Raw genomic sequence first — 23,646 nt, 5'->3', positions numbered from 1 at the left:
CGCCGCCTGTCGGCCCCGTCGGCCCCGGGCTCAGACGAGTTCGAGGACGAGCTTGCCGGTGTTCTCGCCCCGGAAGAGCATCTGCAGGGTCTGCGGGAAGTCGTCCAGGGTGCCCCGCACCACGTGCTCCAGGACCGTGATCCGGCCGGCGGCGATCCAGGCGCCGAGCTCGCGGGCGGCCTCGGCGAAGCGCGGCGCGTAGTCGAACACCACGAAGCCCTCCATCCGGGCGCGGCGCACCAGCAGCGACAGGTAGTTCGACGGCCCCTGGACGCCCGTGGTGCTGTTGTACTGGCTGATGGCGCCGCAGACCACCACCCGGGCGCGCATCGCCAGGTGCGCCAGGGCCGCGTCCAGGATGTCGCCGCCGACGTTGTCGAAGTACACGTCGATGCCGTCCGGCGCGTGGGTGCGCAGGGCCTTCTTCACGTCCTCGGAGCGGTAGTCGATCGCGGCGTCGAAGCCGAGCTCGCCGGTCAGCAGGGCGCACTTCTCGGCGCCGCCGGCGATGCCGACCACCCGGCAGCCCTTCGCCTTGGCGATCTGGCCGACCAGGGTGCCCACCGCGCCCGCGGCGCCGGAGACCACCACCGTCTCGCCCTCCTGGAGGGCCCCGACGTCCAGCAGGCCGAAGTAGGCGGTCATGCCCGGCATGCCGAGCGCACCCAGGAAGGTCGACGCCGGGGCCGCGGACGGGTCGATCCGCAGCGCGCCCCGCCCGTCGGAGACCACGTGCTCCTGGACGCCGAAGCTGCCGACGACCAGGTCGCCGATCCCGAAGCCCGGGTGGTTGGACTCCGTCACCTCGACGACCGACCCGGCCCGCATCACCTCGCCGAGGCCGACCGGCGGCAGGTAGGAGGGGCGGTCGTCGAGCCAGCCGCGCATCGCCGGGTCCAGCGAGATGAACCGGGTGCGCCCCGCGAACTGCCCCTCGCCGGGCGCGGCGGCCGGCTCGCTGACGTGCTCCCAGTCCTCGGGCCCGACCTCGCCCACCGGTCGGCGGGCGAGGCGGATCTGGCGGTTCACGGCGGACATCATGGCGTCTCCCGGTGGCTGGGGTCCCAGCGCGGCCCGCGCCGCACTGCGGGCCCGATTCTAAGCAAGCGCTTAGTCACTGCGCCAGGGCGGGTGCCCGCCGGGCGCCGCCGGGGGCCGTCGGGTGCCTGCCGGGGTTCCGCCCGGGGTCCGCCTGGAGATCCCGTCACCCGGGTGTGGGAGACTCCGCCCGCGTATTCGATCTTGGGGGTGGCCGGTGGGGCGGGTCCTGATCTGGGTGGCGCGGACCTGTGCGGTCGGCGCGTGGGCGGCGCTGGCCACCGCGAGCGTACGGGCGTTCGCCCTGGGCGGCGGCGCCGTCCAGCCGCTGACCGGCCTGCTCGCCCTCGGCTGGACCGGGATCGGGCTGCTCTGGGTCCGGGCGCTCGCCCTGTGGGCGGGCAAGGCCGTCCGGGTGCGCGAGCGGGCGCGGGCGTGGAAGCGGCGGGTGTCGCTGGCCAAGGAGGACGCCCGCCCCCGGCAGCCCGCCGACCGGGTGCCGGAGGACTTCAGCGCCGCCCCCTGGGTGTTCGTGCGCCAGGCCGCCGTCTGGACCCTGCTCCCGCTCGTGATGGCCGTCCCCGGCGCACTGGACGAGATGGACGGGGGAGAGGCCGTCCGCGAGCTGAAGTCGGCCGGCGCGGCCATCGTCACCGCGACGGTGGTCGAGACGGCGGACTTCGAGGAGGCCGAGGACGCCGACGGCAACGTCACCCACTACCACGGCGACCTGGTGCTGGTGCTGCCCGACGGCCGCCGGATCACCGCCTGGGGCGCGGACACCCGCGAGGAGCCGAAGCCCGACGACCGGGTCCAGGCCCTGTGGGCGCCCTCGGCCCCGCAGCTCGGGGCCCTGGTCAAGGAGACCCTGCACCTGGAGCGCCACGTCGAGAAGGGCTGGACGGTGGGCGGCCAGCGGATCTTCCTGCTCTGCTTCTTCGCGGTGTTCTGCGCGGCCTTCGTGGTGGTCGCCGCACTGGTCACGGGCGCCGAGGGACTGCACGACCTCGCCTGGAGACCGCTCGCGCAGACCGTCCTGCCGGTCGTGGCCACCCTCCTGCTGCTGTGGATCAGACCCGCCCTGACCGGGGCTGGGATGACCGACGGGGTACTGGAGAGCGCCGCTTACGGCGGGTTCGCGATCGTGCTGCTGCTCCTGTACCTCGGCCTGACGCTGCGCGCGTTCGCCCGCTCCATCTGAACCCGCCGCCCGGGCCCGCCCGTTGGGCCCGGCTGCCGGTTCCTTCGAAGGCGTCCGGAGGCGTCAGCCGGGGCCGCCCCCGCCACCCGATCGCGTGAACGCCGCGATCGCGCCCATCCGCGGGCCGGGCCGCGCCGAATGACGGGCGTGAGCAACCACCAGAGCACCCCGGGCACCGCCGCGGACCGGCCCGGCGAGCCGGCCGCCACCCGCCGGCCCCGCCCGGTTCCGCCCCGTCCGGCCCGGGCGGCGGCGGTGCTGTGCGGGCTGGCCGCCGCGGCCGCCGCCGTGGGGGCCGGCGAGGCGGTGGCCGCCTTCGTCCGGCCCCCGGCGGCCCCGGTGACGGCGGTCGGCTCGGCCGCCATCGACCTCGCCCCGACCGCGCTCAAGGAGTACGCGGTCCGCACCTTCGGCACCGGCGACAAACCGGTCCTGCTGGCCGGGATCCACCTCACGACGGCCCTGCTCGCCGCCGCCACCGGCCTGCTGACCATCCGGCACCGGCCCGCCGGTGCCGCCGTGTTCGCCCTCTTCGGCGCGCTCGGCGCCTGGGCGGCACTGTCCCGCCCCGGCGCCGGCCCCGCCGACGCCCTGCCCGCCCTGGCCGCCGCCCTCGCCGGCGCGGTCGCCCTCGACCGGCTCACCGTCCTGCTGCGGCGCACCACCGCGCCACCGGCGCCCGCCGAACACCCCGAAGAGCCCGAAGACCCCGACGGCTTTGACGACCACGGGGCACACCCCCGCCGGCGCACCGTCCTCGCGGCCGCCGGCGCCACCATCGCCGGCGCCGCCGCCCTCGGCACGGGCGGACGGATCCTCTCCGACCGCCGCACCGACATCACCGCCGCCCGCGCCGCCGTCCGCCTGCCGCCCCCGGCCCTGCCCGCACCACCGCCCCCGCCCGCCCTGCGGATCCCCGGCCTGGCCCCCGCCACCACCCCCACCGCCGACTTCTACCGCGTCGACACCGCCCTCACCCTGCCGCGCATCGACCCCCGCCAGTGGTCCCTGCGCCTGCACGGCATGGTCGACCGCCCGCTGCTGATCGGCTTCGACGAACTCCTCGCCCTGCCCCTGGAGGAACTCGACCACACCCTCACCTGCGTCTCCAACGAGGTCGGCGGCCCCTACGCCGGCACCACCCGCTGGCTCGGCGCCTCCCTGCCCGCCCTACTGCGCCGCGCCGGGATCCGCGCCGGGGCCCAGCAGTTGGTGGGCCGCTCCCGGGACGGCATGACCATCGGCACCCCGCTGGACGCGCTCCTCGACGGGCGCCGGGCGCTGCTCGCGGTGGCGATGGGCGGCCAGGCGCTGCCCGTGGAGCACGGCTTCCCCTGCCGCACGGTGGTGCCCGGCCTCTACGGCTACACCTCGGCCACCAAGTGGCTGGTGGACCTGGAGGCGACCACCTTCGCCGCGTTCGACCCGTACTGGGTGCAGCGCGGCTGGGACCGCACCGGCGAGGTGCGCACCGCCTCGCGGATCGAGGTGCCGGCGCCCTTCGCCCGGGTGCCGGCCGGCGAGGTGGTGCTGGCCGGCACCGCCTGGGCCACCCACCGCGGGATCGCCGCGGTCGAGGTCCGCGTCGACGCCGGGCCCTGGCGCCAGGCCCGGCTCGCCGACGACGCCGGCCCCGACGTGTGGCGCCAGTGGAGCCACACCTGGAGCGCCGCCGACCCCGGCACCCACCGCATCGAGGTCCGCGCCACCGACGCCGCCGGCGCCGTGCAGCCCGAGACCCGCAGACCCCCGAGCCCCTCGGGCGCCACCGGCTGGCACAGCACCGTCGTCACCGTCACCTGACGCCGGCGCCCGCTCGGCAACCCCTCCCGCCCACCGGCGGCCCACCGGGCCGACCGGTCGCCCGACCGCGTCCGCGACCAGCGCACGCCCACCACAGGAGAACCCCATGACCACGTCCACCCTGCGCCGCAAGTCCCTCACCGCGCTGCTGGCCGCGGGCCTGCTCACCGCCGCGCTGAGCGCCTGCAGCAGCGGCGGCGCCTCCACCGCGGCGGCCGACAAGGCCCCCTCCGCGGCCCCCGCCTCCTCCTCGGCCTCCTCCGTCTCCTCCTCCGCCTCCGTCGCCTCCCCGCCGTTCGGCGCCGCCTGCGCGGCCGTGCCCAAGGACGGCGCGGGCAGCTTCGCGGGCATGGCCGCGGACCCGGTCGCCACCGCCGCCTCCCACAACCCGCTGCTCTCCACCCTGGTCGCCGCCGTCAAGCAGGCCGGCCTGGTGGACACCCTCAACTCCGCCCAGGACATCACCGTGTTCGCCCCCACCAACGACGCCTTCGCCAAGCTCCCGAAGAAGGACCTGGACGCCGTCCTCGCCGACAAGGACCTGCTCACCAGGATCCTCACCTACCACGTCGTCCCCCGCCGCCTGGCCCCCGCCGCCCTCGCCGGCGCCCACCGCACCCTGGAGGGCCACGACGCCACCGTCGCCGGCGCCGCCCCCGACTTCACCGTCAACGCCGCGGCCAAGGTCCTGTGCGGCGACGTCCGCACCGCCAACGCCACCGTCTACATCGTCGACACCGTCCTGATGCCCACCTCCTGACACCCCGCCGGCCAAGCGTCGGCCCCCTTCCAAGCAGCAAGACCACGGCCCACGACTGCACAGGCTCACCCGAGGCCCCGCCGGACCCGTCCGGCGGGGCCTCGCGCGTGCGGGGCCCGGGGGCGTGCGTCCCAGCGGCGGCGGGGGCGCGGACGCGGCGTCAACCCGGGCGCGCCCACGCCCCGGTGGCACCGGCGCCCCGCTGCGCCCGCGACGGGACGCGCCCTGCCGGGGATCCCGGCCGCGAATTTCGACGGAACGGTTGACGGTATTGAAGTGCCCATGGCAGTTTCGTGCGGTTCGGGCGTTCGCAACCGTTCGCGCGCCCGGCGATCCCCCACAAGGAGACGCATGTTCAAGGCACTTGCCGCCGCCGTCGGCACCGCCGCGGTCGTCGCGGGCACCCTCGGCGCAGCCCCCGCCGTCCAGGCCGCCCCCGCCCTCCAGGCCGGCGACCTCACCTCCACCATCGCGCTGAGCAACTGCTCCGCCGCGCTCGTGCGCTACCCCTCCTCCGTCGACGCCGACCGGGCGATGATGCTCACCAACGGGCACTGCCTGCCCACCATGCCCTCCGCCGGCCAGGTCATCCAGAACGCCTCCGCCAGCCGCAGCGGCACCCTGCTCAGCTCCTCCGGCGCCTCGCTGGGCACCGTGCAGGCCGACAAGGTCCTCTACGGCACCATGACCGGCACCGACGTCGCGCTCTACCAGCTGACCGACACCTTCGCGTCGATCACCTCCAAGTACGGCGCCACCGCCCTGACGATCAGTGACACCCACCCGGTCGACGGCTCCTCGATGTACATACCCTCCTCGTACTGGAAGCAGGTGTGGAACTGCTCGATCAACGGCTTCGTCCCCACCCTGCGCGAGGACGAGTGGAGCTGGCACGACTCGCTGCGCTACAGCGCCGGCTGCAACACCACCCACGGCACCTCCGGCTCGCCGATCGTCGACGCCGCCAGCAAGAAGATCGTCGGCATCAACAACACCGGCAACGACGACGGCCAGATGTGCACCCTCAACAACCCCTGCGAGGTGGCCGCCGACGGCACCACCACCGCCACCAAGGGCCAGAGCTACGGTGAGGAGACCTACTGGTTCACCACCTGCCTCGGCAACGGCCGCGTCATCGACCTCAACGTCGCCGGCTGCCTGCTCACCAAGCCCGCCGGCAGCGGCACCGTCTCGGTGACCAACCCGGGCGGCCAGTCCACCGCCGTGGGCGCCGCCGCCAACCTCCAGATCACCGCCGCCGGCGGCACCGCCCCCCTCACCTACTCGGCCACCGGCCTGCCCGCCGGCCTGTCGATCAACGCCTCCACCGGCCTGATCACCGGCACCCCGACCACCGCCGGCAGCTACAACGTCACCGTCACCGCCAAGGACGCCGCCAACAAGACCGGCTCCACCTCCTTCGCCTGGACGGTCACCACCACCGGCGGCACCTGCACCCCGGCGCAGCTGCTCGGCAACGCCGGCTTCGAGACCGGCACCGCCGCCCCCTGGACCACCTCCAGCGGCGTCGTCGACTCCAGCTCCTCGCAGGCCGCGCACGGCGGCACCTGGAAGGCCTGGATGAACGGCTACGGCTCCACCCACACGGACACCCTCGCCCAGACGGTGACCATCCCGGCCGGCTGCAAGGCCTCGCTGAGCTTCTACCTGCACATCGACACCGCCGAGACCGGCACCACGGTGTACGACAAGCTGGCCGTCACGGTCAACGGCACCGCGGTGAAGACCTACTCCAACGTCGACAAGGCGACCGGCTACCAGCTGCGCACCTTCGACCTCTCGGCCTACGCGGGCCAGAGCGTCACCGTGAAGTTCACCGGCACCGAGGACTCCTCGCTGCAGACGAGCTTCGTGATCGACGACACCTCGATCGCCACCAGCTGACCCTGGTCCAGGCCCGGTAGAACCGCATCCGAGGGGCCCGGCGGCACCCGCCGCCGGGCCCCTTCGCGCGAACGCACCGTAGCCGCGCACACCCGGCCGCCCCGCACGGCCAAGGCCCGCCCCGCCGGTGACACGGCCGCCGGTGACACAGCGTCCCCACCGGCCGGTGCGAAGCCGAACCGGACCGGTATTCCACGGCGGGGGCCGGTAGTTGGAACGGTGCTAGCGTGGAGGTACCACCCGCGAACCCCCCTGTGGACGTACCACTGCGCTGAGCCGGTGAGCACCGTGACGGAACAACTGACCGGGGCGAGAAGCACCGAGGGGGACCTGGTCCGGCTGGGCCGGTTAGCCGCCGCGACCGAAGGCCGCCCCGAGGTCGTCATCGGACTGATCGACGGCCCGGTGGCCTCCGCACACCCCGCCCTCGCCGCGGACCGGATCCGCGCGATCGGCCCCGCCGTCCCCACCCCCGCCCCGGCCCCCGGCGCGGCCGCCTCCCACGGCACCTTCGTCGCCGGACTGCTGCACGCGCGCCGCGGCACACCCGCCCCCGGCATCTGCCCCGGCTGCACCCTGCTGGTACGCCCGATCTTCACCGACACCGCCGCCCCGGTGGCCGAGGGCGCCGCCCTGCCCGCAGGACCCTTCGCCACGGCACAGGAGGCAGGACCCTCCACCACGGCACAGGAACTGGCCGACGCGATCATCGAGTGTGTGCGCGGCGGCGCACTGCTGCTCAACATCAGCGCCGCCCTGGTCGGACTGGCACCGGCCGGCGAGCGCCGCCTCGGCGAGGCGCTGGACTACGCCCGCGACCGCGAGGTGGTCGTCCTCGCCGCGGCCGGCAACCGCGGCCTGGTCGGCGGATCCGCGCTGACCAGGCACCCCTGGGCGATCCCGGTGGTCGCCTACGGCGGCGACGCCGTCCTCATGCCCGGATCCGACCTGGCGGCCTCCACCGGACGGCGCGGACTGGGCGCCCCCGGCCGGGACATCACCGGCCTCGCCCCCGGAGGAGGCTGCGCACGGGCGAGCGGCACCAGCGCGGCGAGCCCCTTCGTCACCGGCGCCGCCGCCCTCCTGTGGTCGCTGGTCCCGCACGCGCGCGGCGCGGCCGTCCGCTCCGCGCTGCTGCACGCGGTCGCCTGGCCGCGCCGCGGCGTGGTCCCGCCGCTGCTGGACGCCTGGCACGCCTACACCCTGCTCAGCCGCGAAGGGTGACCGGCAGCGGGAGGCGATCGACAGCGGGAGACGACCGAGACGACCGAGACCACCGACAGCAGGAAGCAGGAGGCGACCGAAGCGAAAGCCGACCGACAGCGAGAGAGGTGAGGTGACAGCGATGGCCAAGCAGAAGCGGGCGCAGCGCCCGCCGGTCCGGGTCCGCCTGCCCGGATTCGTCTCCGACGAGGACATCGGCCTGGGCGACGTCGTCAGGCGCGCGACCTCCACCCTGGGCATCAGGCCCTGCGGAGGATGCCTGCGGCGGGCCGAGGCGCTCAATCGCCGCATGGTCGTCTCCGGCCGCCGCGATTGACCGGATCCCACGAGCACGCACCACAGCGGGAACGCGGAGGGTGACCATGGAAGAGCCGAGAGAAGACCGGGAAAGCCTGCAGGTTCCGCCGAGCGGCGATCCGACCGCCACCCAGGCCCCGGCCCAAGTCCAAGCCCAGACCCGGGCGCCGGACCCCTACCCGCCCCCGGCGCCCCCGCCCCAGGACCCGGTGCAGGACCGGGCCCAGGTGGCCCCGGCTCAGGACCCGGCCCCCGCCCAGGCCATGCCGGGCCCGCAGGCCGCGGCCAACCACGTCTACGCCCTCGGGCGGATCGAACCCCGCTTCCCGACCCTGGGCGTCGAGAAGGAGTGGGCCCAGCTGGCCGGACGCTCCAAGGCCGCCGGCCTGACGGACCGCGAGGCCGTCCGCAGCCTCCTCGCCCGCCGCGAGAACCGCTACCTGGCCCGGGAGATGTGCTGGGTCCTCACGGTGGAGGGGCTGGAGACCTACCTCCTGCGCCCCCGCGACCCCGCCGACTTCAAACTGCTCATCAAGTCCCTCAGAGCGGCCGAACACCTCACCGACGCCGATGTCGACGTCGTCATCGGCACCCTCGGCCCGGTCGCACCACCGGAGATGTGCAACGGCCTGACGCTGCCGATCTGCCTCTTCGACCAGCTCTACTGCTTCGACGCGGACTCCCTCATCAGGTCGATCCCCCCGGCCGAGGGCTTCGACGCCGACCAGTTCGAGCCGGTGGCCAAGGACCTGTTCCTGCACGTCGTGCAGCTGGCCGACAACGCCGGTGCGACGGACGAGCACCGGGCGCTCAACTACCTGTCGGTGCGCTACCCGGCGATCTACCACGTCACCGCCCGCCGGCTGGCCGAGAACGCCCCGCTGAGCGCGGTGGAGGTCGACGCCTCCCGGCTGGGTGCCGGCCGCCGTCTGGTGGACGTCGTCCTCGCCTACCGCGACCGGGCCACCGACGTGGTCGACAAGTACTACGTCCGGGTCGACGTGACCGAGAAGTTCCCGTTCCTGGTCAGCAAGCTCGCACCCTACGTCACGAGATGACGCACCGAATCAGGAAGGATCGGTGACGACAACATGTCACGGCAACCCGTACTGCCGGGCTTCACCGGAGAGAAATCACTCGCGCCCGCCCGGGGCCGCTACGGCCTCGGCCGCCAGCCGATCGGGTGCGCGGTGCCCCTGAGCGTCCTGCCGCAACTGGCCCCGTTCGGCGACGGAAACGGAAAGTGCATCCCGAACTGCGTGTGCATCACGGCCGAAGGCTGTCCGTGCTGCGGCTCGCTGCCGCCCGAGATCGTCAAGTCCACGGTCAGGCGATGATCATGAACGCCCCGAAGTTCACTGCCGAGGCCGCACTGCCGCGGCCGTCCACCCCCTACGGCACCCCCGCGCAGGCCGCCGACCGCCCCACGAGCCAGAAGGTGACCCCCGCCGCCCACGGCGTCGAGGTGACCACCGGCCACTGCGGCTGCCTGGCCGACGACTGGTTCGGCGCCAGCTGCATCTGCATCACGTACTGGTGACCGCCACCCGGCTCCCGTGGACGGGCCGGCGCCGCCCCGCGGCGGCACCGGCCCGTCCGCCCGCGCCCGCCGCACCTGCGCCCACCGTGCCGGGGTAGGCCGCACCGTGACGGGCCGAAGCGGGGTGTGTCGAACCGTCGGGAAAGGTGCGCAGGATCGGTGATCATCGGCGGTCACATGATCCGCTATATTCGCCCGGCGGCCCGTCCAAGGCGGTCGCGCCCCCACGCCGTGCCCCTGAGGAACCACCCGTGCCCCACCGTGCCGACGACGCAGCCACCAGCACCGCACCCCCCGCCGACCCCTTCGCACCCCCCGCCCCCGGCACGCACCCGCAGCGCCCCGCGGCCCAGCGCCTGCCCCAGCACTGGAGCCGCCTGGGCATCACCGCGTTCGTCCTCGGCCTGCTCGGCTTCCTCGCCCCCCTGTGGCTGGTCTCCGGCACCCTTGCCCTCGTCGCGCTGCGCCGCATCTCGCGCCTGCGCCAGCGCGGGGTCGGCCTGGCGATCGCCGGACTCCTGCTCTCCTTCCTGTGGCTCGTGGCGACCGCCGTGGTGGCCGGGATCGCCCTGCTCGTCGTCCATGAACTCGAGTCCGGCCCGGAGCGCGGCGCCGACGGCCGTCCCGCGCAGGCCGGCCGGGCCGGCCCCTGGTACCTGCGCCAGGGAGACTGCCTCACCGACGACCTCCGCTTCCTGGAGGAGGAGCCGGGCCACTACGACGTCGTCCCCTGCGGGCAGCCGCACCACACGGAGATCTACGCGGTGGTCCGCATCCCGGGAGGCATCGCCTATCCCGGCGAGGCCGCCGTCGACGAGGCCGCCGAGCGCCTGTGCGCGGCCCGGGACACCGAGGCGTCCCCGAGCGGCCCGGCTCCGTCTCGCCCCGCCGTGAGCGGCTACAACTACCCGCAGGCCGTCGGCTGGTGGCTGGGCGGCGACCATGAGGCCCTGTGCTACCACACCGCGGCCGACGCCTGGCCGGGCCCCCTGCGCCCGGCCCCCGCGGGCTGACCGGGCCTCCTGACGCCCTCGCGCCCGATCCGGCGCGAGGGCGTCAGGAGGCGCCGACGGAGGCCTTGTCCTCCAGGTCTTTCAGGTCCTTCAGCGTGCACAGGACGCCGACGAGCAGGTGGTCGGGGGTGGAGATCCCCCTGATGTGGTCGAGGAGTTCGCGCAGCTCGGCGACGGCCCCCGGGGTGTCGCCGGCCTCGTGGCGGGTGTGGGCGAGGTCGTGCCGGGTGATCAGGGTGTTCGGGTGGTCCGCTCCGAGCACGCGGTGCATGTCGGGCAGCAGGGCCCGGTAGGCGGCGAGGGTCGAGTCCGACGGTGTCGTCGGGAGCTGCGCCCGCAGGCCGATGGCCTTGTGGCGGGCGGCCAGGGTGAGCGGGTGGTCGTGGCCGAGGGTGTCCGTGCGGTGGGCCAGGAGTTCGCCGAACGCGGTGGCCGCGGCCTGGAGGTCGCCGGCGAGCAGGGCGAGTTCGGTGCGGGTGCCGGCGAGGTCGGGGTGGCCGGGGCCCAGGACGCGGGCCTGGTGCCCGTACAGCTCCTCGAACGCCGCGACGGCCTCCTCGGGGGTGCCCAGGCGGCTCGTGTAGTGGGCGATGTTCTCCCGGGTGGTCAGGACGTGGGGGTGGTCGCGGCCGAACACGCGGATCTCGTCCACGAGGAGTTCCAGGTTGAGGTCGAGTGCCTCGCCCTCGTCGTCCGCCCAACTGGCAAGGAGGTTGCGGGTGGTGAACACCTGGGGGTCGTCGGGGCCCACGGCGGCCAGTTGGTCGGGGAGGAGCTCCTCCAGCAGCCGGACGGCCTCCCACACGTCTCCGGACTCGCCCAGGCAGCGGGCGTGGTTCTGGCGGGTGACCAGGGTGTTGGGGTGGTCCGCTCCGAGTGCCCGGATCCGGTCCGGCAGCAGCGCGGCGAGCTCGCGCGCCGCACCGGCGTGGTCCCCGGCCTCGCCGCGCCAGAAGGCCCGGGCGGCGCGTGCGCTCAGGGTGAAGGGGTCGTCCGCGCCCCAGTGCCGCTCGGCCGTCGACCGGAGGCCGTCGAAGTGGCGGACGGCCGCGGCGGCCTGCCCGAGCTCGCCGAGGCTCTGGCCCGCCAGGAGCAGGAAGCGGGGCTCGTGGTCGGGATCCCAGAGGTCGTCCGGGGCGGCGTCCTGCAACAGGAGCGCACTCGACAGCAGGACCGCGGCGAGGTCGGGGTCGCATCCCTGCTCCGGCCACGCGTCGAGGAGGGCGCCGCCGGCCGCGCGCGCCAGTGCGCCGCGCCGTCGTGGGGGGACGGTGTCGTAGGCGGCGCGCTGGGTGAGCGCGTGTACGGCGATCAGTCCACCGCCGCCCTCACCGGGCGTACCGGTGGGGAGCCGTCGGGGGGAGCGGTTCACGAGGCTGAGCCGGCTCAGGGTGCGCAGGGCGGCCTGGACGTCGCCATCGCCGACCATCCGCCCCGAGGCGTCCGGGTCGCCGCGGGCCACGGTGAGGTAGAACTGCGCGGGCCAGGACGTGAGGACGGTGTCGGGCACGCCGGCCGGGTCCAGGAGGCTGGTGAACTGCAGGAGCGGTGTGGCCAGGCCGCCGGTGTGCCGGTCCGCGTGCTTCAGGGACAGCGCGAGGACCGCGGCGAGGGTCGCCTCCTGGTCGTCGGGCAGGGCGCCGGGGTCGGGGGCGAGTTCGGCCAGCGGGCGCCCCCTGCTGAGGAGTTCCCGGTAGCGGGCGGCCGTCAGGCCGGTGTCGGAGAGGTCGGTGACGTAGGACGCGGCCTGCGCCAGGGCGAGCGGGAGGTGCCCGAGCTCGTCGGCCAGGGCGGCGAGTTCCGCGGGCGGCTGCGGTATGCCGTGCGTCTCGAACCGGCGGGCGAGGTACGCCGCGGACTGGTCCGCGTCGAACGGGCCCACCTCGATCAGTCGGCGGGTGGAGGTGCGCAGGGCGGGGACGCGGCTGCGGGTCGTGACGACGACCTGCCCGTTGTCGCGCCGCGGCGGCCACAGGCGGACCAGGTCGGCCGGGTCGCGGAGGTCGTCCAGGACGACCAGCCAGCGCCGGCCGGTCGTGCCCAGCCAGGCCAGGAACAGCTCGGGGTCGGCGCGGTCGGGGTCCACGGTGGCCCGTGCCGCCGCCCGGTAGGCGTTGAGGACCTCCGGGCGGCTGGTGGCGTTCACCCACACCACCAGGTCCAGGGCGCCCTCCTGCAGCATCCGGTGGGCGTGGCGGGCGGCGAGCTGGCTCTTGCCGACGCCGCCCATGCCCGCGAGCACGTGGCAGGACCCTCCGGTCGCGCCGTCTCCCGCTCCGGTAGCGGCTCCGGCTCCGGTTCCGGCTCCGGGGAAGCGTCGGAGGTCGCGCTCCTGGAAGGCGTCCGCGACCGCGGGCACCAGCCCGATCTGCAGCGGCTCCCCGCGCTCGCGCGGCCATCCGGGACCGGGCGGGCCCGGTGTGTTCAGCACGAACTGGCTGCGGACGTAGGTGTTCCCGTCGCCGGTCAGCGCCGTCTCGATGGCGCCCCCGGCCGCCACCGCCCGCTCGCCCGAGGCACGCACCTGCGGGGCGGCGGCGGGTCCTTGTCCCGGGGGCGACGGGGGCCGGGGCTGGGGCCGGGGCCGCAGCCCCCGGATCACAGGGTGTTCCCGTCGCCGGTGACCGCCTCGGTGATGCCGCCGCCGGCCGCGACGGCCCCCTCGCCGCTCGCCTCGACCGACCCGGCGCCGGGCCCGGCGGGGGCCGCGGGAGCGGGGGCCACCGGCGAGGTGAGGCGGTTGTTGCTGCCGGTGACGACGCGCTGGATGCTGCCGCCGGCGGCGACGGAGTTCCTCCCGGAGGCCTTCACCGCCGGGGCCCCGTCCGCCGGGCGGACCAGTGCGTACGCGGCGACGGCGAGCCCGACGACACCGATGACCGCCCCGATCACGCTGGCGGTGCGGTCGGCGGTGTCCAGATCCACCCAGAGCGCCACCGCGCCGAGCCCCAGCGCCACCGCGCAGCTCACCCCCGCGCCCACCCACGCCACCACACGCCTGCGCCGCACCGCCGCCACCTCTCCACCAGCCCTGCCACCGGGGCGACTTCAGACCCCGGCCCGCCTCTACGAGGCCACCACGGTAGAGCACAACGCACCGCCGCCGTTGGTCTCCGACGGCGGTCGGGCAGGCGGGGAGCCGGTACCGAGGCGGCCGCGGCCGGGCCGATCGACCTCCTTCGTTCGGCCCAAGGCTTGTTTGCACCGGCGGCAGTCCCGGGTAGCCAGAGGTTCCGATGCGCAGAATCTCTGGCTGGTCCTCCACCTCGACTTCGTCCGGCGCGATGCCATGAACACGGAGCTGGTTGTCGCCTCCCTTTCCGGTGCGGTGGCCCTGGTGAGCGTGGCCTACAGCTCCCGGGCGAACAGGAGGAATTCGTTCCTCAAGGAGGATCTGGATCGACAGGCCGCTGAACGCGATCGCATGCTGGAGCGGCAGGACACGATGAGCAGTTTTCGCGACCCCCTGCTCTGGGCCGCCTTCGATTTCCAGTCCCGCCTCTACAGCATCGCCGGCCAGGGGTTTCTGAGGGTGTACTTCGTGCATCCTGAAGACCGGCTGTACGCGGTGCGCAGCACTCTGCACGTGCTCGCCGAGTACCTGGGATGGGTTGAGATCCTCAGGCGCCGCATCAGCTTCCTCGACCTCGGCAACAAAGAGGCGAACCGGCGAATTGTGGCGCTGCTTGCGCGCATCGGTACCATTCTGAATGATGACGCCTATCCGGATCGGCACTTCCAGTTGTTCCGCAGCGATCAGAGGGCCGTCGGGGAACTCGTCATCAAGGAGGGGGAAGGCGCCGACAGCTGCATCGGGTACGCGGAGTTCTGCACACGACTGGAATCCGACCCGGGGTTCGCCGCCTGGTTCGCGCGCCTGTCCGGCAGCATCGCGGCAGTGGCTTCGCTCGAGGGGCGGCACCCGCGCCTGGTGGAGCTGCAGGTGGCCCTGATGGACTTGATCGACTTCCTGGACCCCGAGCAGGAGCGCTTCCCGCAGAAGCGCCGATTCCGGTTGAACCGCCCGTGATAGCAGACTCGCGCCCGCACTCCCGGCCGGTCGACGGCCTCACGTTGGCGAGGCGGGTGGCGGCAGGCGTGCCGGTCGCCTGCCGGATAAAATGGGGACCGCGCAATCCGTGGCCCGGTGAGGTGGTGACCGATGGAGCGAACTCCGGAACACAACGAACCGCACGAAGGCCGCCCTTCCATTCCGAGTCGAACGCGTATTGCAGGCTATGAGCTGGAGAACGAGATCGGCCGTGGAAGGACGGGGACGGTATATCGGGCGACGGACCTGAGGCTGGGCCGTACTCTGGCGGTGAAACTTCTGGCGCCGGAATTGGGGCGTGACGAGGCGTTTCGCCGGCGCTTTGTGCGCGATAGTCGAATCGCCGCCGAGATCGACCACCCGCATATCGTGCCGGTCATGGAAGCGGGAGAAGCCGATGGATTTCTGTACATAGCCATGCGCTACGTCGCCGGGCCCAGCCTGAGGGAATTACTGGCCCAGGACGGAACGCTTTCGGTGGACGGTGCGGTGCGTATCGCCGGGCAGGTCGCGTCGGCTCTGGACTCCGCGCATGCGCACGGCGTGGTCCACGGTGGCGTCAATCCCGGCAGCATCCTCGTCATCAGAACCACCGACGAGGAGCGTCCGCAGTACGCCTACCTCACGGACTTCGGAATCGACATACGGACACTGACGGAGGACTTCACTCGCGCGGTCCGTTCGCGGGCGCGCTCGGCTGTACGGCGCCGGAGCAGCTGTCCGGCCGTCCGGTGACCGGGGCCACCGACCTCTACGCCCTCGCCTGCGTTGTCTACGAAGCCGTCGCTGGCGATCCGGTCTTCCCCTGCGACGAGGACGCGGCACTCATGCGGGCGCACCAGTACGATGAGCGGCCTCCCCTGTCCCGGAGGGTTCCCGGGATCACGCCGCATGCCGATGACGTGATGCGGACTGCTCTGGCCGAGGACCCCGGCGACCGCTACGGCTCCTGCCGGGAATTCGTGGAAGAGCTGCAGGCTGCCGTCGGCGCGTGAGGTGTCGCCCTCGGTCTGCTTGAGCGTCCCGGCTTCGAAGAGGAACCTCGCCACCGCGGAGAGGTCGTCGGTCACGGTCGGCTCCCTTCGGGGCGGATCGGCCGGAGCATCGCGATCAGCGGCGGGGCCTCGGGGTTCGGCCGGACCTCGTTGACGGCCTCGTACCCCCACGCCTCGTAGAGCGCGAGGACCTTGCCGTCGCCGGCGGCCGGGTTGACCATGAGCGTCACCTGCTCCTCGCCGCGCCCGGCCAGCAGTTCGTCGTGGATGCGCCGGGCGGTGCCCGTGCCGCGCCAGGGGGTGCGCACGCCGATCTCCTTCAGCGCGAGCGTGGGCCGCGCGGCCAGCTCCTCGGGCACGGGCTTGTCCATGCGGCTCCACCAGCGGTCCCCGGGACCGATGGTGTTGCCGTAGGCGTAGCCGACGGCCTGCCCCCGGTTGCGGCCGATGACGGCCTCGAAGCCGGGCTCGCAGCCGTGCCGCTCCAGGCGTTCCGCGAACACGGCCGGGCGGTAGTTGGGCAGATGGAGCAGCGGCGCCCGGACGTCGCGGTACAGGTCGATCAGCGCCTGGCGCACCGGTGCCGTCAGCTGCAGGTGGTGGCGTAGCTCCATGCCGGTCATACGGCCGTCCTCCGGGTGTCGCGGGTGTACTGGTCCCACGCTTGCGCATGACCGCTACCGGGCGCCAGGGCGTGCAGGGCGGCGCCGAAGCGGTCGAGCATTCCGGCCACCCGGGGGTGTGCTGACAGGCCGATGGGAACGGCGGTGGCGGTGGCGACGGCCGGTTCGACATCCCCCTGGCCGAGTTGGGCGCGGGCGAGGCGGGCCTGCGTGATCGCCCGGCTCCGCTGCATGTGCGGGCGCAGGAGGGCGAGGCTCCGGTGGGCGTGCGCTTCGGCGTCCTCGTGGCGGCCCAGGGAGAGGTAGGCGGCGAGCGCGAGGGATTCGAGTTCGGCCTGGTCGTAGTGGGCGGCGAGCCAGAAGGGACGATTGGCGTCGGGGTCGGCGCGGCCGAGTGCCTCCTGGGCCCTTCCGATGCAGCGCCGTACCGCGTTGGTGTCGCCGGTGAGTCCGTGGATCGCGGCGTGCCGGGCATGGCCGAGGGAGGCGAACATCGGGTCGCGGCGGGCGATCGGCAGGCTGCGGGCGACGTCGTTGGCGGCGAGGGCGTCGCCGGGGCGCCCCATGTGCCGGTACAGGCTTCCCGCGTGGGACCAGATGCGGAACTGGATGGCTCCGTCACCGGACATGGCCGCCAGGTTCGCCGCGCGTTCGTGGTGGCATCGGGCGGCGTCGAAGCGGCGGCCGTCGATGGCCGCCCACATTGCGGAGGACGTGAAGGAGGCTGCACAGCCGAACAGGGCGGCACGGATGCGCTGGCTGGCGGAGCCCGCCTGCTGGAGGGCGAGGGCCTCGTCCGCGAGTGCGGCGGCCTGCGTCTCGATGCTGAGCCGACCGCCGTGCCGATGGTCTCTGGCGATCACCTCGGCGAAGCGGGCGTTCAGGCGCTCGATGTCGGCGGTGCCGATCCCGCGCGGCGGCGCCGCGGCGGATGAGCCGGCTGCCACGGTGGCGCCGACCACTGCGGTCATGAACCTTCGTCGCCTCACGTCGTCCTCCGGGGGTGCTGCGTGGTGGCCCCTGCCGGTTCTGGTGAACCCGAGGTCTGGACCAGTACACCCGAATACTGCCGTGAGGGCGGCCATGTGCTTCGCGGGGGGCCAACGGGTCGCGCCTGTCAACCAGTTGTAGACGGTCCGCTCTGATACCGTGCCCGGCTTTCCTGTCAGGCGGCCGATCTCGATATTCACCCGACGGGACAACTCGGCCTGGGTGAGGCCGAGATCGTCCAGGAGGCGCCTGAGCGCAACGTTCTCCCGCATGTGCTCAACGTAGCGTGACCGTCACCTTGCGTGCAGGGCCCGGGTAATGGGAAGGTCAAGTTTTCCGGTCCGTCGCAGGTTCGGATCGCCGGACTTTTCCTGACTCCATTGCCTTGCGCTGCCGTTGACTGGAACGCGGCCGCCCGGAAGGCCGCCCGGCCGTCGGGGAGGATCCGTGCGGCTGCCGCCATCCGACCCCGGCACCCCCGCTCGCGGGGACCGGGGTGGTGTCCCTGACCGTGCCGTCTGCAGGAGTTTCCGTGTGCCAGACCTCCACAGCCGTCGTCTACCTCTGCACCGACGACGACCCCACGGGTCTGCGGCTCTGTGCCGAGTGGTGCGAGGCCCGTGCCGTCGCCGAGGGCCTGGCGGTCGCCGAGGTCGTCACCGACGCGGACGTCCTGCTGCCGCGGGCCGAGCGCCCCGGCTGGCGGCGCGTCACCGAGCTGATCGCCGCCGGATCCGTCTCCGTGGTCGTCACCCTGAACCGCCGCATGGTCGCGGACGGCCCGAAGGCCTGGCGGCGGCTCGCCGCCGACCTCGACGGCCAGGGCGTCGCGCTGCTCACCCTCCGTCGGTCCGCCGTCGGGGAGCGGCGCGCGCTGGTCCACCGCGTTGCGATCAACGCGACCGGCCCCGACCCGGAGGCCCGGCTGGAGTGCCTCGGCCCCGCCAAGGACGTGCTCCGGGGCGCGGTCAAGGGCTGGGGGATCACCGGCGAGGGGTTGGACGACGTGCTGACCGTCGCATACGAGCTGGTCGTCAACGCCGTGCGGCACAGTGCGCCCGGCCGGATCGAGGCCGTTCTCCGACTCGCCCCGGACGGCGCCCGGGTGGGGATCGAGGTCCACGACCTGACCCGCCGCATGCCCCGCATGCCCGAGGGCGCGTTCGGCGACGACCGCGGCGAGAGCGGCCGGGGCCTGCTCATGGTGGACGCCCTCGCCGCGCACTGGGGCGCGGACGCCACCGAGGACGGAAAGCGGGTCTGGGCCGAGGTCGGGCTGTCCGAGCCCGTTTCCGTCCCCGAACTGTCCCGCGCCGCTCGCCGGGCCCTCGTCCTCACCGATGTGGTGGGCGTATCGCGGATGCGGGCGGTGCCGCGGCTGGGGATCTCCTAGCGCCCGGTGAAAGGGGCTGTCAGGAGCCGAAGTTGAGCGAGTAGAGGGAGCGGGCGAGGTCGGGGGTGGCGAAGTCGAGGGGGACGGTGCCCAGGACCGGGCGGGTGGGGTGGGGGAGGGCGGCGAGGTAGGAGCGCAGCTTGGGGGTGATCGCGTCCGCGGCCTGGCGCGGCCACAGGCCCCAGCCGGAGCTGGAGGTGAAGGTGAGGAACAGCCGCTGCGGGTCGCCGGCGGCGCGGGCGGCGTCCAGGTGGGCGGAGACCTCGGGCCACTTGCGGGAGTTGAGGTCGAAGATGGTGCCGATGTCGTAGTCGTCCTCGATGTCGGTGTGCGGACCGCCCCAACGCAGGCCGGGCAGGCCGCCGTTGTCGGCCAGCAGCACCACCCGTCCGCGCACCTCGCCCAGGCGCGGGATCCGGTCCTCGGTCCAGAACAGGCCCGGCCAGCGCTGCTGGTAGCCGGCGAAGAGCGAGCCGAAGTCGGTGTCGGAGACGGTCGAGTACTCCTGCTTGACCCGCATCACCACGCTCTCGCCCGGGTGGGCCGCGAGGAAGGCCAGGCAGTGGTTGAGCACGTCGCCGAAGAAGATCTGCTGGAACACCGGTCCGTGGTGGATCGCGAGCACCCCGTCGACGGCGCGGCAGCGGATGTCCAGGAACCGCACCCCGGCGGCGAACTGGTCGGGCAGGGAGAGGGTCTGGGTCTGCGTCAGCGGGCCGCCGTACAGGGCGCAGCTGTCGTGGGTGCCGGGCAGGGTGAGGCGTGACAGGTAGGCCTGGGGGTCGACGGCGCCCAGCCAGTCCGTCCCGGCCGGGACGGCGGGCGCCGCGGACCGGGCGAAGGAGTGCGGCGCGCCCGCGCCGAGGCCGGCGGCGGTGAGGGCGCCGAGCAGTGCGGCGCGGGTGAACGCCCTTCTGCTCAGGGGGGCGTGGGGTGTCGGGGAGTGCGGTGTCACGGACACGGATCGGTACCCCTGTCGGGTCTGATGGGTCAACAGTGGTGGATGGCATGCCCATTGTCGGGAGGTGGACCCGCCCTGCCTAGACGGCTGACACGAGAGGTTGCGGCCGCGGGCGGCGCCGGGGAAGGGGAGCGGACGGGTACGGGACGCGCGCGGATGTTTGAAGAGCCCTCAGCGGGCAGGCGACGGACAGCGCCGTCCCGTCCACCGGCGCCCGGCGTCGGGGCCCCGGGCTCTCCCCTCCCGGGGCCTCGACGCGTACCCGGATCCCGACCCGTGACCGGAGGAGAACCCCCCATGCCGATCTGGACCGTCCTTCGCCCGCTGCTGGTGGCGGCCGCCGTGCCGGCCGCCGTCCTCGCCGTGGACCGGGTGCTGCTGCTGGCCGTCGGCCGGCTGTCGGCCGCCCGGCCCGCCGCCCGCCGGTGGCAGCTGCTGCACCGCTGCCGGATACCCGCGCTGGTGACGGCCGTTGCGGCGCTGCTGCTCGGCTGCGAGCCGGCCGCCGGGCTGGGTGCGGGGATCCGGCCGCCGGTCCGGCACGCGCTGCTGCTGGCGGTCCTGGTCAGCGCGGGCTGGCTGGCCGCGCGGACGGTCTCGCTGTTCATCGAGTCCGCGCTGACCAGGTACGCCGCCGGGCGGCGGGACCCGGGGCGGGTGCGCCGGGCCAGGACCCAGGCCGACCTGGTCGCCCGGATCTCGGACGTGGCGATCGCGGTGCTCACGCTGGCCGCCGCGCTGATGACCTTTCCGGCGGTCCGCGCGGTCGGCGCCAGCCTGCTGGCCTCGGCGGGCCTGCTCGGCCTGGTGGCGGGCGTCGCGGCGCAGTCCTCGCTGGCCAACCTGTTCGCCGGGATCCAGCTGGCCTTCGGCGACATGGTGCGGATCGGCGACGTCGTGGTGGTGGCCGGGGAGTGGGGCACAGTGGAGGAGATCACCCTCACCGCCGTGGTGATCGCCACCTGGGACCAGCGGCGGATCGTGATGCCGGTCTCGTACTTCGCGGGCAAGCCGTTCGAGAACTGGTCCCGGCGGGACCCGGGGATCACCGGCACCGTGCTGCTGCACCTCGACCACCGCGCGCCCGTCGAGGAGCTGCGGGCCGAGTTCGAGAAGCTGCTGGCGGGCGACGAGCGGTGGGACGGCACCGGCCGGGCGCTCCAGGTGGTCGACACCACCCCCAGCACCATCGTGGTCCGGGCCCTGATGACCGCGCCCGACGCCGAGCTCGCCTTCGAGCTGCGCTGCGCGGTCCGCGAGCACCTGGTCGCCTTCCTGCGCGACCGGCACCCGTACGCGCTGCCGCGGGTCACCGTCGCCCAGGCCGAGGCGGCGGCCCAGGCGGAGGCGGCGGCCCAGGCGGAGGCGGCGGCCCAGGCGGAGGCGGCGGGCCTGGCGGAGTCGGTCCGGGCGGAGGCGGCGGAGCAGGACCGGGGCGGGCCGACGCGAGGCTAGGGCGCACCCGCTCCAGGACCCCGCTCGCTGCCGGCAGCCCCGGCGCCGGCAGCCCCGGAGCCGCCCCGCCCGCGGGCGAGTTCGGTGTCGAGCTCCAGGCCCAGCAGCACCGCCAGGTTGGTCAGCCAGAGCCAGACCAGGAACACCATCACCCCGGCCAGGGCGCCGTACATCCGCCCGTAGCCGTCCACGTACGCGGCGTAGAGCGCGAAGCCGCCCGAGGCGGCCAGCCAGAGGGCGACCGCCAGCGCGCTGCCCGGGGAGATCCAGCCCCGGCCGCGGGAGGCCGGGTCGCCGGCCGCCCGGTAGAGCACCGCGACCGTCAGGGCGGCCAGCAGCACCAGCCCCGGCCACTTCGCGACCGACCAGAGCGTCAGGCCGAAGTCCCCCACACCGAGCGCCCGGCCGGCTTGTTCGGCGATCGGACCGGTGAAGACCACGACCGTCACCCCCGCCGCCAGCAGCACCACCAGCACCGCGGTCAGCGCCAGCCGTACCGGTGCCAGCCGCCACAGCGGGCGGCGGTCGCGGACGCCGTGGACGGCGTTGGCGAAGCGGATGAACGCGCCGACGTAGCCGGAGGCCGACCAGAGCGCCCCGACCGCGCCCAGCACCGCGAACACCCCGCCCGCGCCGCTGTTCTGCTGCAGCTGCCCGACGCCCTCCCGCAGCACCTCGCCGGCCGGACCGGGCGCCAGCCGGCGCAGGCCGTCCACCACCTGCCCGCCGGGCGACGGCCCGGCGAGGCCGAGCAGACCGGTCAGCAGCAGCAGGCCGGGGAAGAGCGCCAGCACCCCGTAGTAGGTGAGGGCGGCCGCCCGGTCGAACAGCTCGTCGCCGAGCAGCACCCGGGCGGCGCGCCGCAGCGCCGCGCGCCCGGACGACCGGGGCCGCAGGGCGGACCCGCGTCGGTGGGCCCGCGGGGAACCGGGCCCCGGGTGGTGCCGGGGCCGGCGCAACGGGCTCCGCTCGCCGCGGTGTCGGTGGGTGAAGGCCGGCATGGTCCCTCCTCTGACGGCGGCTCTCATCGGTCCTGCCCCGTTCAGCGTCCGCGCCCCGTTCAGCGCCCCGCTCAGGCGGCCCGGTCGTGCTGCTCGACGTGCTGCTTGAAGTCCTGCAGGCAGCGGTGCACCTGGTGGGCGACGAACCCCAGCCGGTCGCCGATCAGGTCGACCACGCCGTGCGGGGTGTGGTCGAGCTGGAGCATGATCCGGGTGCGCCCCCCGTCCAGCGCGTGGAAGGTCGCCACCCCGCACTGGTCCGCGCCGTCCACCGAGCGCCAGGCGATCCGCTCGCCCGGGATCCGCTCGGTGACCTCGGTGACGAACTCGCGCTGGACCCCGTCCACCCGGGCCACCCAGTGCACCGTGCCCGCCGGCCCCGGCACCACCTCCTCGACGCCGCTCATGAAACGCGGGAACGCCGACACCCGGCACCACTGCTCGTACGCGGCCTCCACGGCCACCGCCACCTCGATCGACTCCTGCGTGCGCGACATGGATCCTCCTTCGCCGGGTGCGTCCCGGGTCGGACGCGTCGCCGCTCGTCTGCCCGCCCCGGGCCGCTTGACTCCCGGGCTACCCGAGACGGCACGGTTCCCTGCGCGGACAGGACGAATCTGCTGCCGATCGGGCAGTCCGCACAGGCCGGCGGCCTGCCGATCACCGCTCTGCGGCACTACGACACCTTCGCCGGGCCGGTGCGGGAGATCTACCGGCGCTGGTGCGGCTCGCCGGGCCACCCCGAGAACAGCCTGGAGATCGCCTGGCCCATCCAACCCGCCCTCAGCCCGGTGCAGCCCTGAGCCTGTTGCAGCCCTGGCCCACCCCCAGCCCGGCGCACCCCCAGCCCGGCGCACCCCCAGCCCGGCGCAGCCCGGGCCCGCCGGGGCCTGAGCCGCCGCGGTCCGGGCCGCCGCGGTCCGGACCGGGCTGCGCGGCGGCAGGTCAGCCCGCGCCCCCGCCGCCGCCGAACCGGTCGCCGCCGCCGAACCGGTCGCCGCCGTCGAACCGGTCGTCGGCGCCGGGGTGTTCGGCGGCGCGGCAGGGCAGGTGGCGGGTGAGGGCGTCGTCGCGGTTGGCCGCGGTGACGCGCTGCACCAGGGCGCGCAGCCGGGCGGCGTGCGGGCGGGCCCACACCCGCAGGGCGCAGTCGGCCCGGGCGTCGAGGCGTTCCACCCCGGCGGCCAGGGAGCGGACGGCGCGCGACACGGCGGCGGCGCACCCGCGCGACACCCGCAGCAGACGCGGCGGGCGCAGCAGGCGCAGGGAGTACAGGGGGCTCGGAACGTACCGGGTGAGGTGGCGGATTCGGATCACGGGGGTGCAACCCCGTCGCTTTCCGACGGGTCACGGTACGTGAACCAACCAGAGGTGGCCCGAAGCGCGCTGCGCGCCC

General features: G+C 74.4%; 22 protein-coding genes and 2 pseudogenes. 15 read left to right on the top strand and 9 right to left on the bottom strand.

What is annotated here, in order from left to right; translation table 11 throughout:
• Positions 1–30 precede the first annotated feature (30 nt).
• Positions 31–1,038 carry an NADP-dependent oxidoreductase gene (locus ACIGZJ_RS18395; protein ID WP_396458187.1) on the bottom strand — a complete coding sequence of 336 codons (1,008 nt, stop codon included), beginning with the start codon at positions 1,036–1,038 and terminating at the stop codon, positions 31–33.
• A gap of 217 nt (positions 1,039–1,255) precedes the next feature.
• Between ACIGZJ_RS18395 and ACIGZJ_RS18390 the strand changes: the two genes are divergently transcribed.
• The 10 genes and pseudogenes from ACIGZJ_RS18390 to ACIGZJ_RS18345 all read left to right on the top strand — a co-directional run bounded on the left by ACIGZJ_RS18390 (position 1,256) and on the right by ACIGZJ_RS18345 (position 10,781).
• Positions 1,256–2,239, top strand: coding sequence for a hypothetical protein (locus ACIGZJ_RS18390; RefSeq protein WP_396458170.1), 984 nt, complete (start codon positions 1,256–1,258; stop codon positions 2,237–2,239).
• A 147-nt stretch (positions 2,240–2,386) separates the two neighbouring features.
• The gene (locus ACIGZJ_RS18385; RefSeq protein ID WP_396458169.1) at positions 2,387–4,042 is read left to right on the top strand and encodes a molybdopterin-dependent oxidoreductase; all 1,656 of its coding nucleotides are present in this window, start codon (positions 2,387–2,389) and stop codon (positions 4,040–4,042) included.
• Between the two features lie 106 nt (positions 4,043–4,148).
• Entirely contained in the window at positions 4,149–4,802 is a 654-nt protein-coding gene (locus tag ACIGZJ_RS18380; protein WP_396458168.1) for a fasciclin domain-containing protein, read from the top strand.
• A gap of 282 nt (positions 4,803–5,084) precedes the next feature.
• Positions 5,085–5,777: pseudogene (locus ACIGZJ_RS18375) on the top strand (trypsin-like peptidase domain-containing protein); the annotation flags it as partial.
• A 210-nt stretch (positions 5,778–5,987) separates the two neighbouring features.
• A pseudogene (locus ACIGZJ_RS18370) lies at positions 5,988–6,707 on the top strand (putative Ig domain-containing protein); the annotation flags it as partial.
• A 279-nt stretch (positions 6,708–6,986) separates the two neighbouring features.
• Positions 6,987–7,931, top strand: coding sequence for a S8 family serine peptidase (locus ACIGZJ_RS18365; protein ID WP_396458167.1), 945 nt, complete (start codon positions 6,987–6,989; stop codon positions 7,929–7,931).
• Positions 7,932–8,052: 121 nt separating this feature from the next.
• Positions 8,053–8,247, top strand: coding sequence for a hypothetical protein (locus ACIGZJ_RS18360; protein ID WP_396458166.1), 195 nt, complete (start codon positions 8,053–8,055; stop codon positions 8,245–8,247).
• 208 nt (positions 8,248–8,455) lie between these two features.
• Positions 8,456–9,286: a hypothetical protein gene (locus tag ACIGZJ_RS18355; protein ID WP_396458165.1), complete on the top strand. Its 831-nt coding sequence runs from the start codon at positions 8,456–8,458 to the stop codon at positions 9,284–9,286.
• Between the two features lie 275 nt (positions 9,287–9,561).
• Positions 9,562–9,768 carry a hypothetical protein gene (locus ACIGZJ_RS18350; RefSeq protein WP_396458164.1) on the top strand — a complete coding sequence of 69 codons (207 nt, stop codon included), beginning with the start codon at positions 9,562–9,564 and terminating at the stop codon, positions 9,766–9,768.
• A gap of 251 nt (positions 9,769–10,019) precedes the next feature.
• Positions 10,020–10,781: a hypothetical protein gene (locus ACIGZJ_RS18345; RefSeq protein ID WP_396458163.1), complete on the top strand. Its 762-nt coding sequence runs from the start codon at positions 10,020–10,022 to the stop codon at positions 10,779–10,781.
• Positions 10,782–10,824: 43 nt separating this feature from the next.
• On the opposite strand, the gene ACIGZJ_RS18340 is transcribed toward ACIGZJ_RS18345, so the two are convergent.
• Positions 10,825–13,305: a tetratricopeptide repeat protein gene (locus ACIGZJ_RS18340; RefSeq protein ID WP_396458162.1), complete on the bottom strand. Its 2,481-nt coding sequence runs from the start codon at positions 13,303–13,305 to the stop codon at positions 10,825–10,827.
• Positions 13,306–13,379: 74 nt separating this feature from the next.
• A complete protein-coding gene (locus tag ACIGZJ_RS18335) occupies positions 13,380–13,790 on the bottom strand; it encodes a hypothetical protein (protein ID WP_396458161.1) in 411 nt (136 codons plus the stop codon).
• A 280-nt stretch (positions 13,791–14,070) separates the two neighbouring features.
• Between ACIGZJ_RS18335 and ACIGZJ_RS18330 the strand changes: the two genes are divergently transcribed.
• The 3 genes from ACIGZJ_RS18330 to ACIGZJ_RS18320 all read left to right on the top strand — a co-directional run bounded on the left by ACIGZJ_RS18330 (position 14,071) and on the right by ACIGZJ_RS18320 (position 15,827).
• Positions 14,071–14,811 (top strand): hypothetical protein, encoded by a 741-nt coding sequence (locus ACIGZJ_RS18330; protein ID WP_396458160.1) that lies wholly within the window; start codon positions 14,071–14,073, stop codon positions 14,809–14,811.
• A gap of 132 nt (positions 14,812–14,943) precedes the next feature.
• On the top strand, positions 14,944–15,567 hold the full coding sequence (locus ACIGZJ_RS18325) for a serine/threonine-protein kinase (protein ID WP_396458159.1): 624 nt from the start codon (positions 14,944–14,946) through the stop codon (positions 15,565–15,567).
• Positions 15,564–15,827 carry a hypothetical protein gene (locus tag ACIGZJ_RS18320; protein WP_396458158.1) on the top strand — a complete coding sequence of 88 codons (264 nt, stop codon included), beginning with the start codon at positions 15,564–15,566 and terminating at the stop codon, positions 15,825–15,827. Before ACIGZJ_RS18325 ends, ACIGZJ_RS18320 begins: the two co-directional genes overlap by 4 nt.
• A 71-nt stretch (positions 15,828–15,898) precedes the next feature.
• Here ACIGZJ_RS18320 and ACIGZJ_RS18315 read toward each other — a convergent pair whose 3' ends face one another.
• Entirely contained in the window at positions 15,899–16,450 is a 552-nt protein-coding gene (locus tag ACIGZJ_RS18315) for a GNAT family N-acetyltransferase (protein WP_396458157.1), read from the bottom strand.
• The gene (locus ACIGZJ_RS18310) at positions 16,447–17,421 is read right to left on the bottom strand and encodes a hypothetical protein (RefSeq protein ID WP_396458156.1); all 975 of its coding nucleotides are present in this window, start codon (positions 17,419–17,421) and stop codon (positions 16,447–16,449) included. The genes ACIGZJ_RS18315 and ACIGZJ_RS18310 overlap by 4 nt, the downstream gene beginning before the upstream one ends.
• A gap of 551 nt (positions 17,422–17,972) precedes the next feature.
• Between ACIGZJ_RS18310 and ACIGZJ_RS18305 the strand changes: the two genes are divergently transcribed.
• Positions 17,973–18,833 carry an ATP-binding protein gene (locus ACIGZJ_RS18305; RefSeq protein WP_392935098.1) on the top strand — a complete coding sequence of 287 codons (861 nt, stop codon included), beginning with the start codon at positions 17,973–17,975 and terminating at the stop codon, positions 18,831–18,833.
• Between the two features lie 19 nt (positions 18,834–18,852).
• On the opposite strand, the gene ACIGZJ_RS18300 is transcribed toward ACIGZJ_RS18305, so the two are convergent.
• Positions 18,853–19,794: a phosphatidylinositol-specific phospholipase C gene (locus ACIGZJ_RS18300; protein ID WP_396458155.1), complete on the bottom strand. Its 942-nt coding sequence runs from the start codon at positions 19,792–19,794 to the stop codon at positions 18,853–18,855.
• Between the two features lie 297 nt (positions 19,795–20,091).
• On the opposite strand from ACIGZJ_RS18300, the gene ACIGZJ_RS18295 reads away from it, so the two are divergent.
• Positions 20,092–21,249: a mechanosensitive ion channel family protein gene (locus ACIGZJ_RS18295; RefSeq protein WP_396458154.1), complete on the top strand. Its 1,158-nt coding sequence runs from the start codon at positions 20,092–20,094 to the stop codon at positions 21,247–21,249.
• On the opposite strand, the gene ACIGZJ_RS18290 is transcribed toward ACIGZJ_RS18295, so the two are convergent.
• The 3 genes from ACIGZJ_RS18290 to ACIGZJ_RS18280 all read right to left on the bottom strand — a co-directional run bounded on the left by ACIGZJ_RS18290 (position 21,246) and on the right by ACIGZJ_RS18280 (position 23,567).
• The gene (locus ACIGZJ_RS18290; protein WP_396458153.1) at positions 21,246–22,250 is read right to left on the bottom strand and encodes a YihY/virulence factor BrkB family protein; all 1,005 of its coding nucleotides are present in this window, start codon (positions 22,248–22,250) and stop codon (positions 21,246–21,248) included. The two genes, ACIGZJ_RS18295 and ACIGZJ_RS18290, sit on opposite strands and share 4 nt — an antisense overlap.
• Before the next feature lie 71 nt (positions 22,251–22,321).
• A complete protein-coding gene (locus ACIGZJ_RS18285) occupies positions 22,322–22,747 on the bottom strand; it encodes an SRPBCC family protein (RefSeq protein ID WP_396458152.1) in 426 nt (141 codons plus the stop codon).
• Positions 22,748–23,195: 448 nt separating this feature from the next.
• Positions 23,196–23,567: a hypothetical protein gene (locus ACIGZJ_RS18280; protein WP_396458151.1), complete on the bottom strand. Its 372-nt coding sequence runs from the start codon at positions 23,565–23,567 to the stop codon at positions 23,196–23,198.
• Positions 23,568–23,646 lie beyond the last annotated feature (79 nt).

Origin of the sequence: Kitasatospora sp. NPDC052868 (assembly GCF_044547105.1) — a bacterium.
GTDB lineage: Bacteria > Actinomycetota > Actinomycetes > Streptomycetales > Streptomycetaceae > Kitasatospora.
The sequence above is the reverse complement of the archived record's forward strand: the minus strand, read 5'-3'. Positions and strand labels throughout refer to the sequence as shown.

Bases quoted from the DNA above. Each gene is read 5' to 3' on its own strand.
- ACIGZJ_RS18395 (WP_396458187.1), bottom strand. From the start codon at position 1,038: ATGTCCGCCGTGAACCGCCAGATCCGCCTCGCCCGCCGACCGGTGGGC.
- ACIGZJ_RS18380 (WP_396458168.1), top strand. From the start codon at position 4,149: ATGACCACGTCCACCCTGCGCCGCAAGTCCCTCACCGCGCTGCTGGCC.
- ACIGZJ_RS18360 (WP_396458166.1), top strand. From the start codon at position 8,053: ATGGCCAAGCAGAAGCGGGCGCAGCGCCCGCCGGTCCGGGTCCGCCTG.
- ACIGZJ_RS18350 (WP_396458164.1), top strand. From the start codon at position 9,562: ATGATCATGAACGCCCCGAAGTTCACTGCCGAGGCCGCACTGCCGCGG.
- ACIGZJ_RS18330 (WP_396458160.1), top strand. From the start codon at position 14,071: ATGAACACGGAGCTGGTTGTCGCCTCCCTTTCCGGTGCGGTGGCCCTG.
- ACIGZJ_RS18325 (WP_396458159.1), top strand. From the start codon at position 14,944: ATGGAGCGAACTCCGGAACACAACGAACCGCACGAAGGCCGCCCTTCC.
- ACIGZJ_RS18315 (WP_396458157.1), bottom strand. From the start codon at position 16,450: ATGACCGGCATGGAGCTACGCCACCACCTGCAGCTGACGGCACCGGTG.
- ACIGZJ_RS18310 (WP_396458156.1), bottom strand. From the start codon at position 17,421: ATGACCGCAGTGGTCGGCGCCACCGTGGCAGCCGGCTCATCCGCCGCG.
- ACIGZJ_RS18295 (WP_396458154.1), top strand. From the start codon at position 20,092: ATGCCGATCTGGACCGTCCTTCGCCCGCTGCTGGTGGCGGCCGCCGTG.
- ACIGZJ_RS18290 (WP_396458153.1), bottom strand. From the start codon at position 22,250: ATGCCGGCCTTCACCCACCGACACCGCGGCGAGCGGAGCCCGTTGCGC.
- ACIGZJ_RS18285 (WP_396458152.1), bottom strand. From the start codon at position 22,747: ATGTCGCGCACGCAGGAGTCGATCGAGGTGGCGGTGGCCGTGGAGGCC.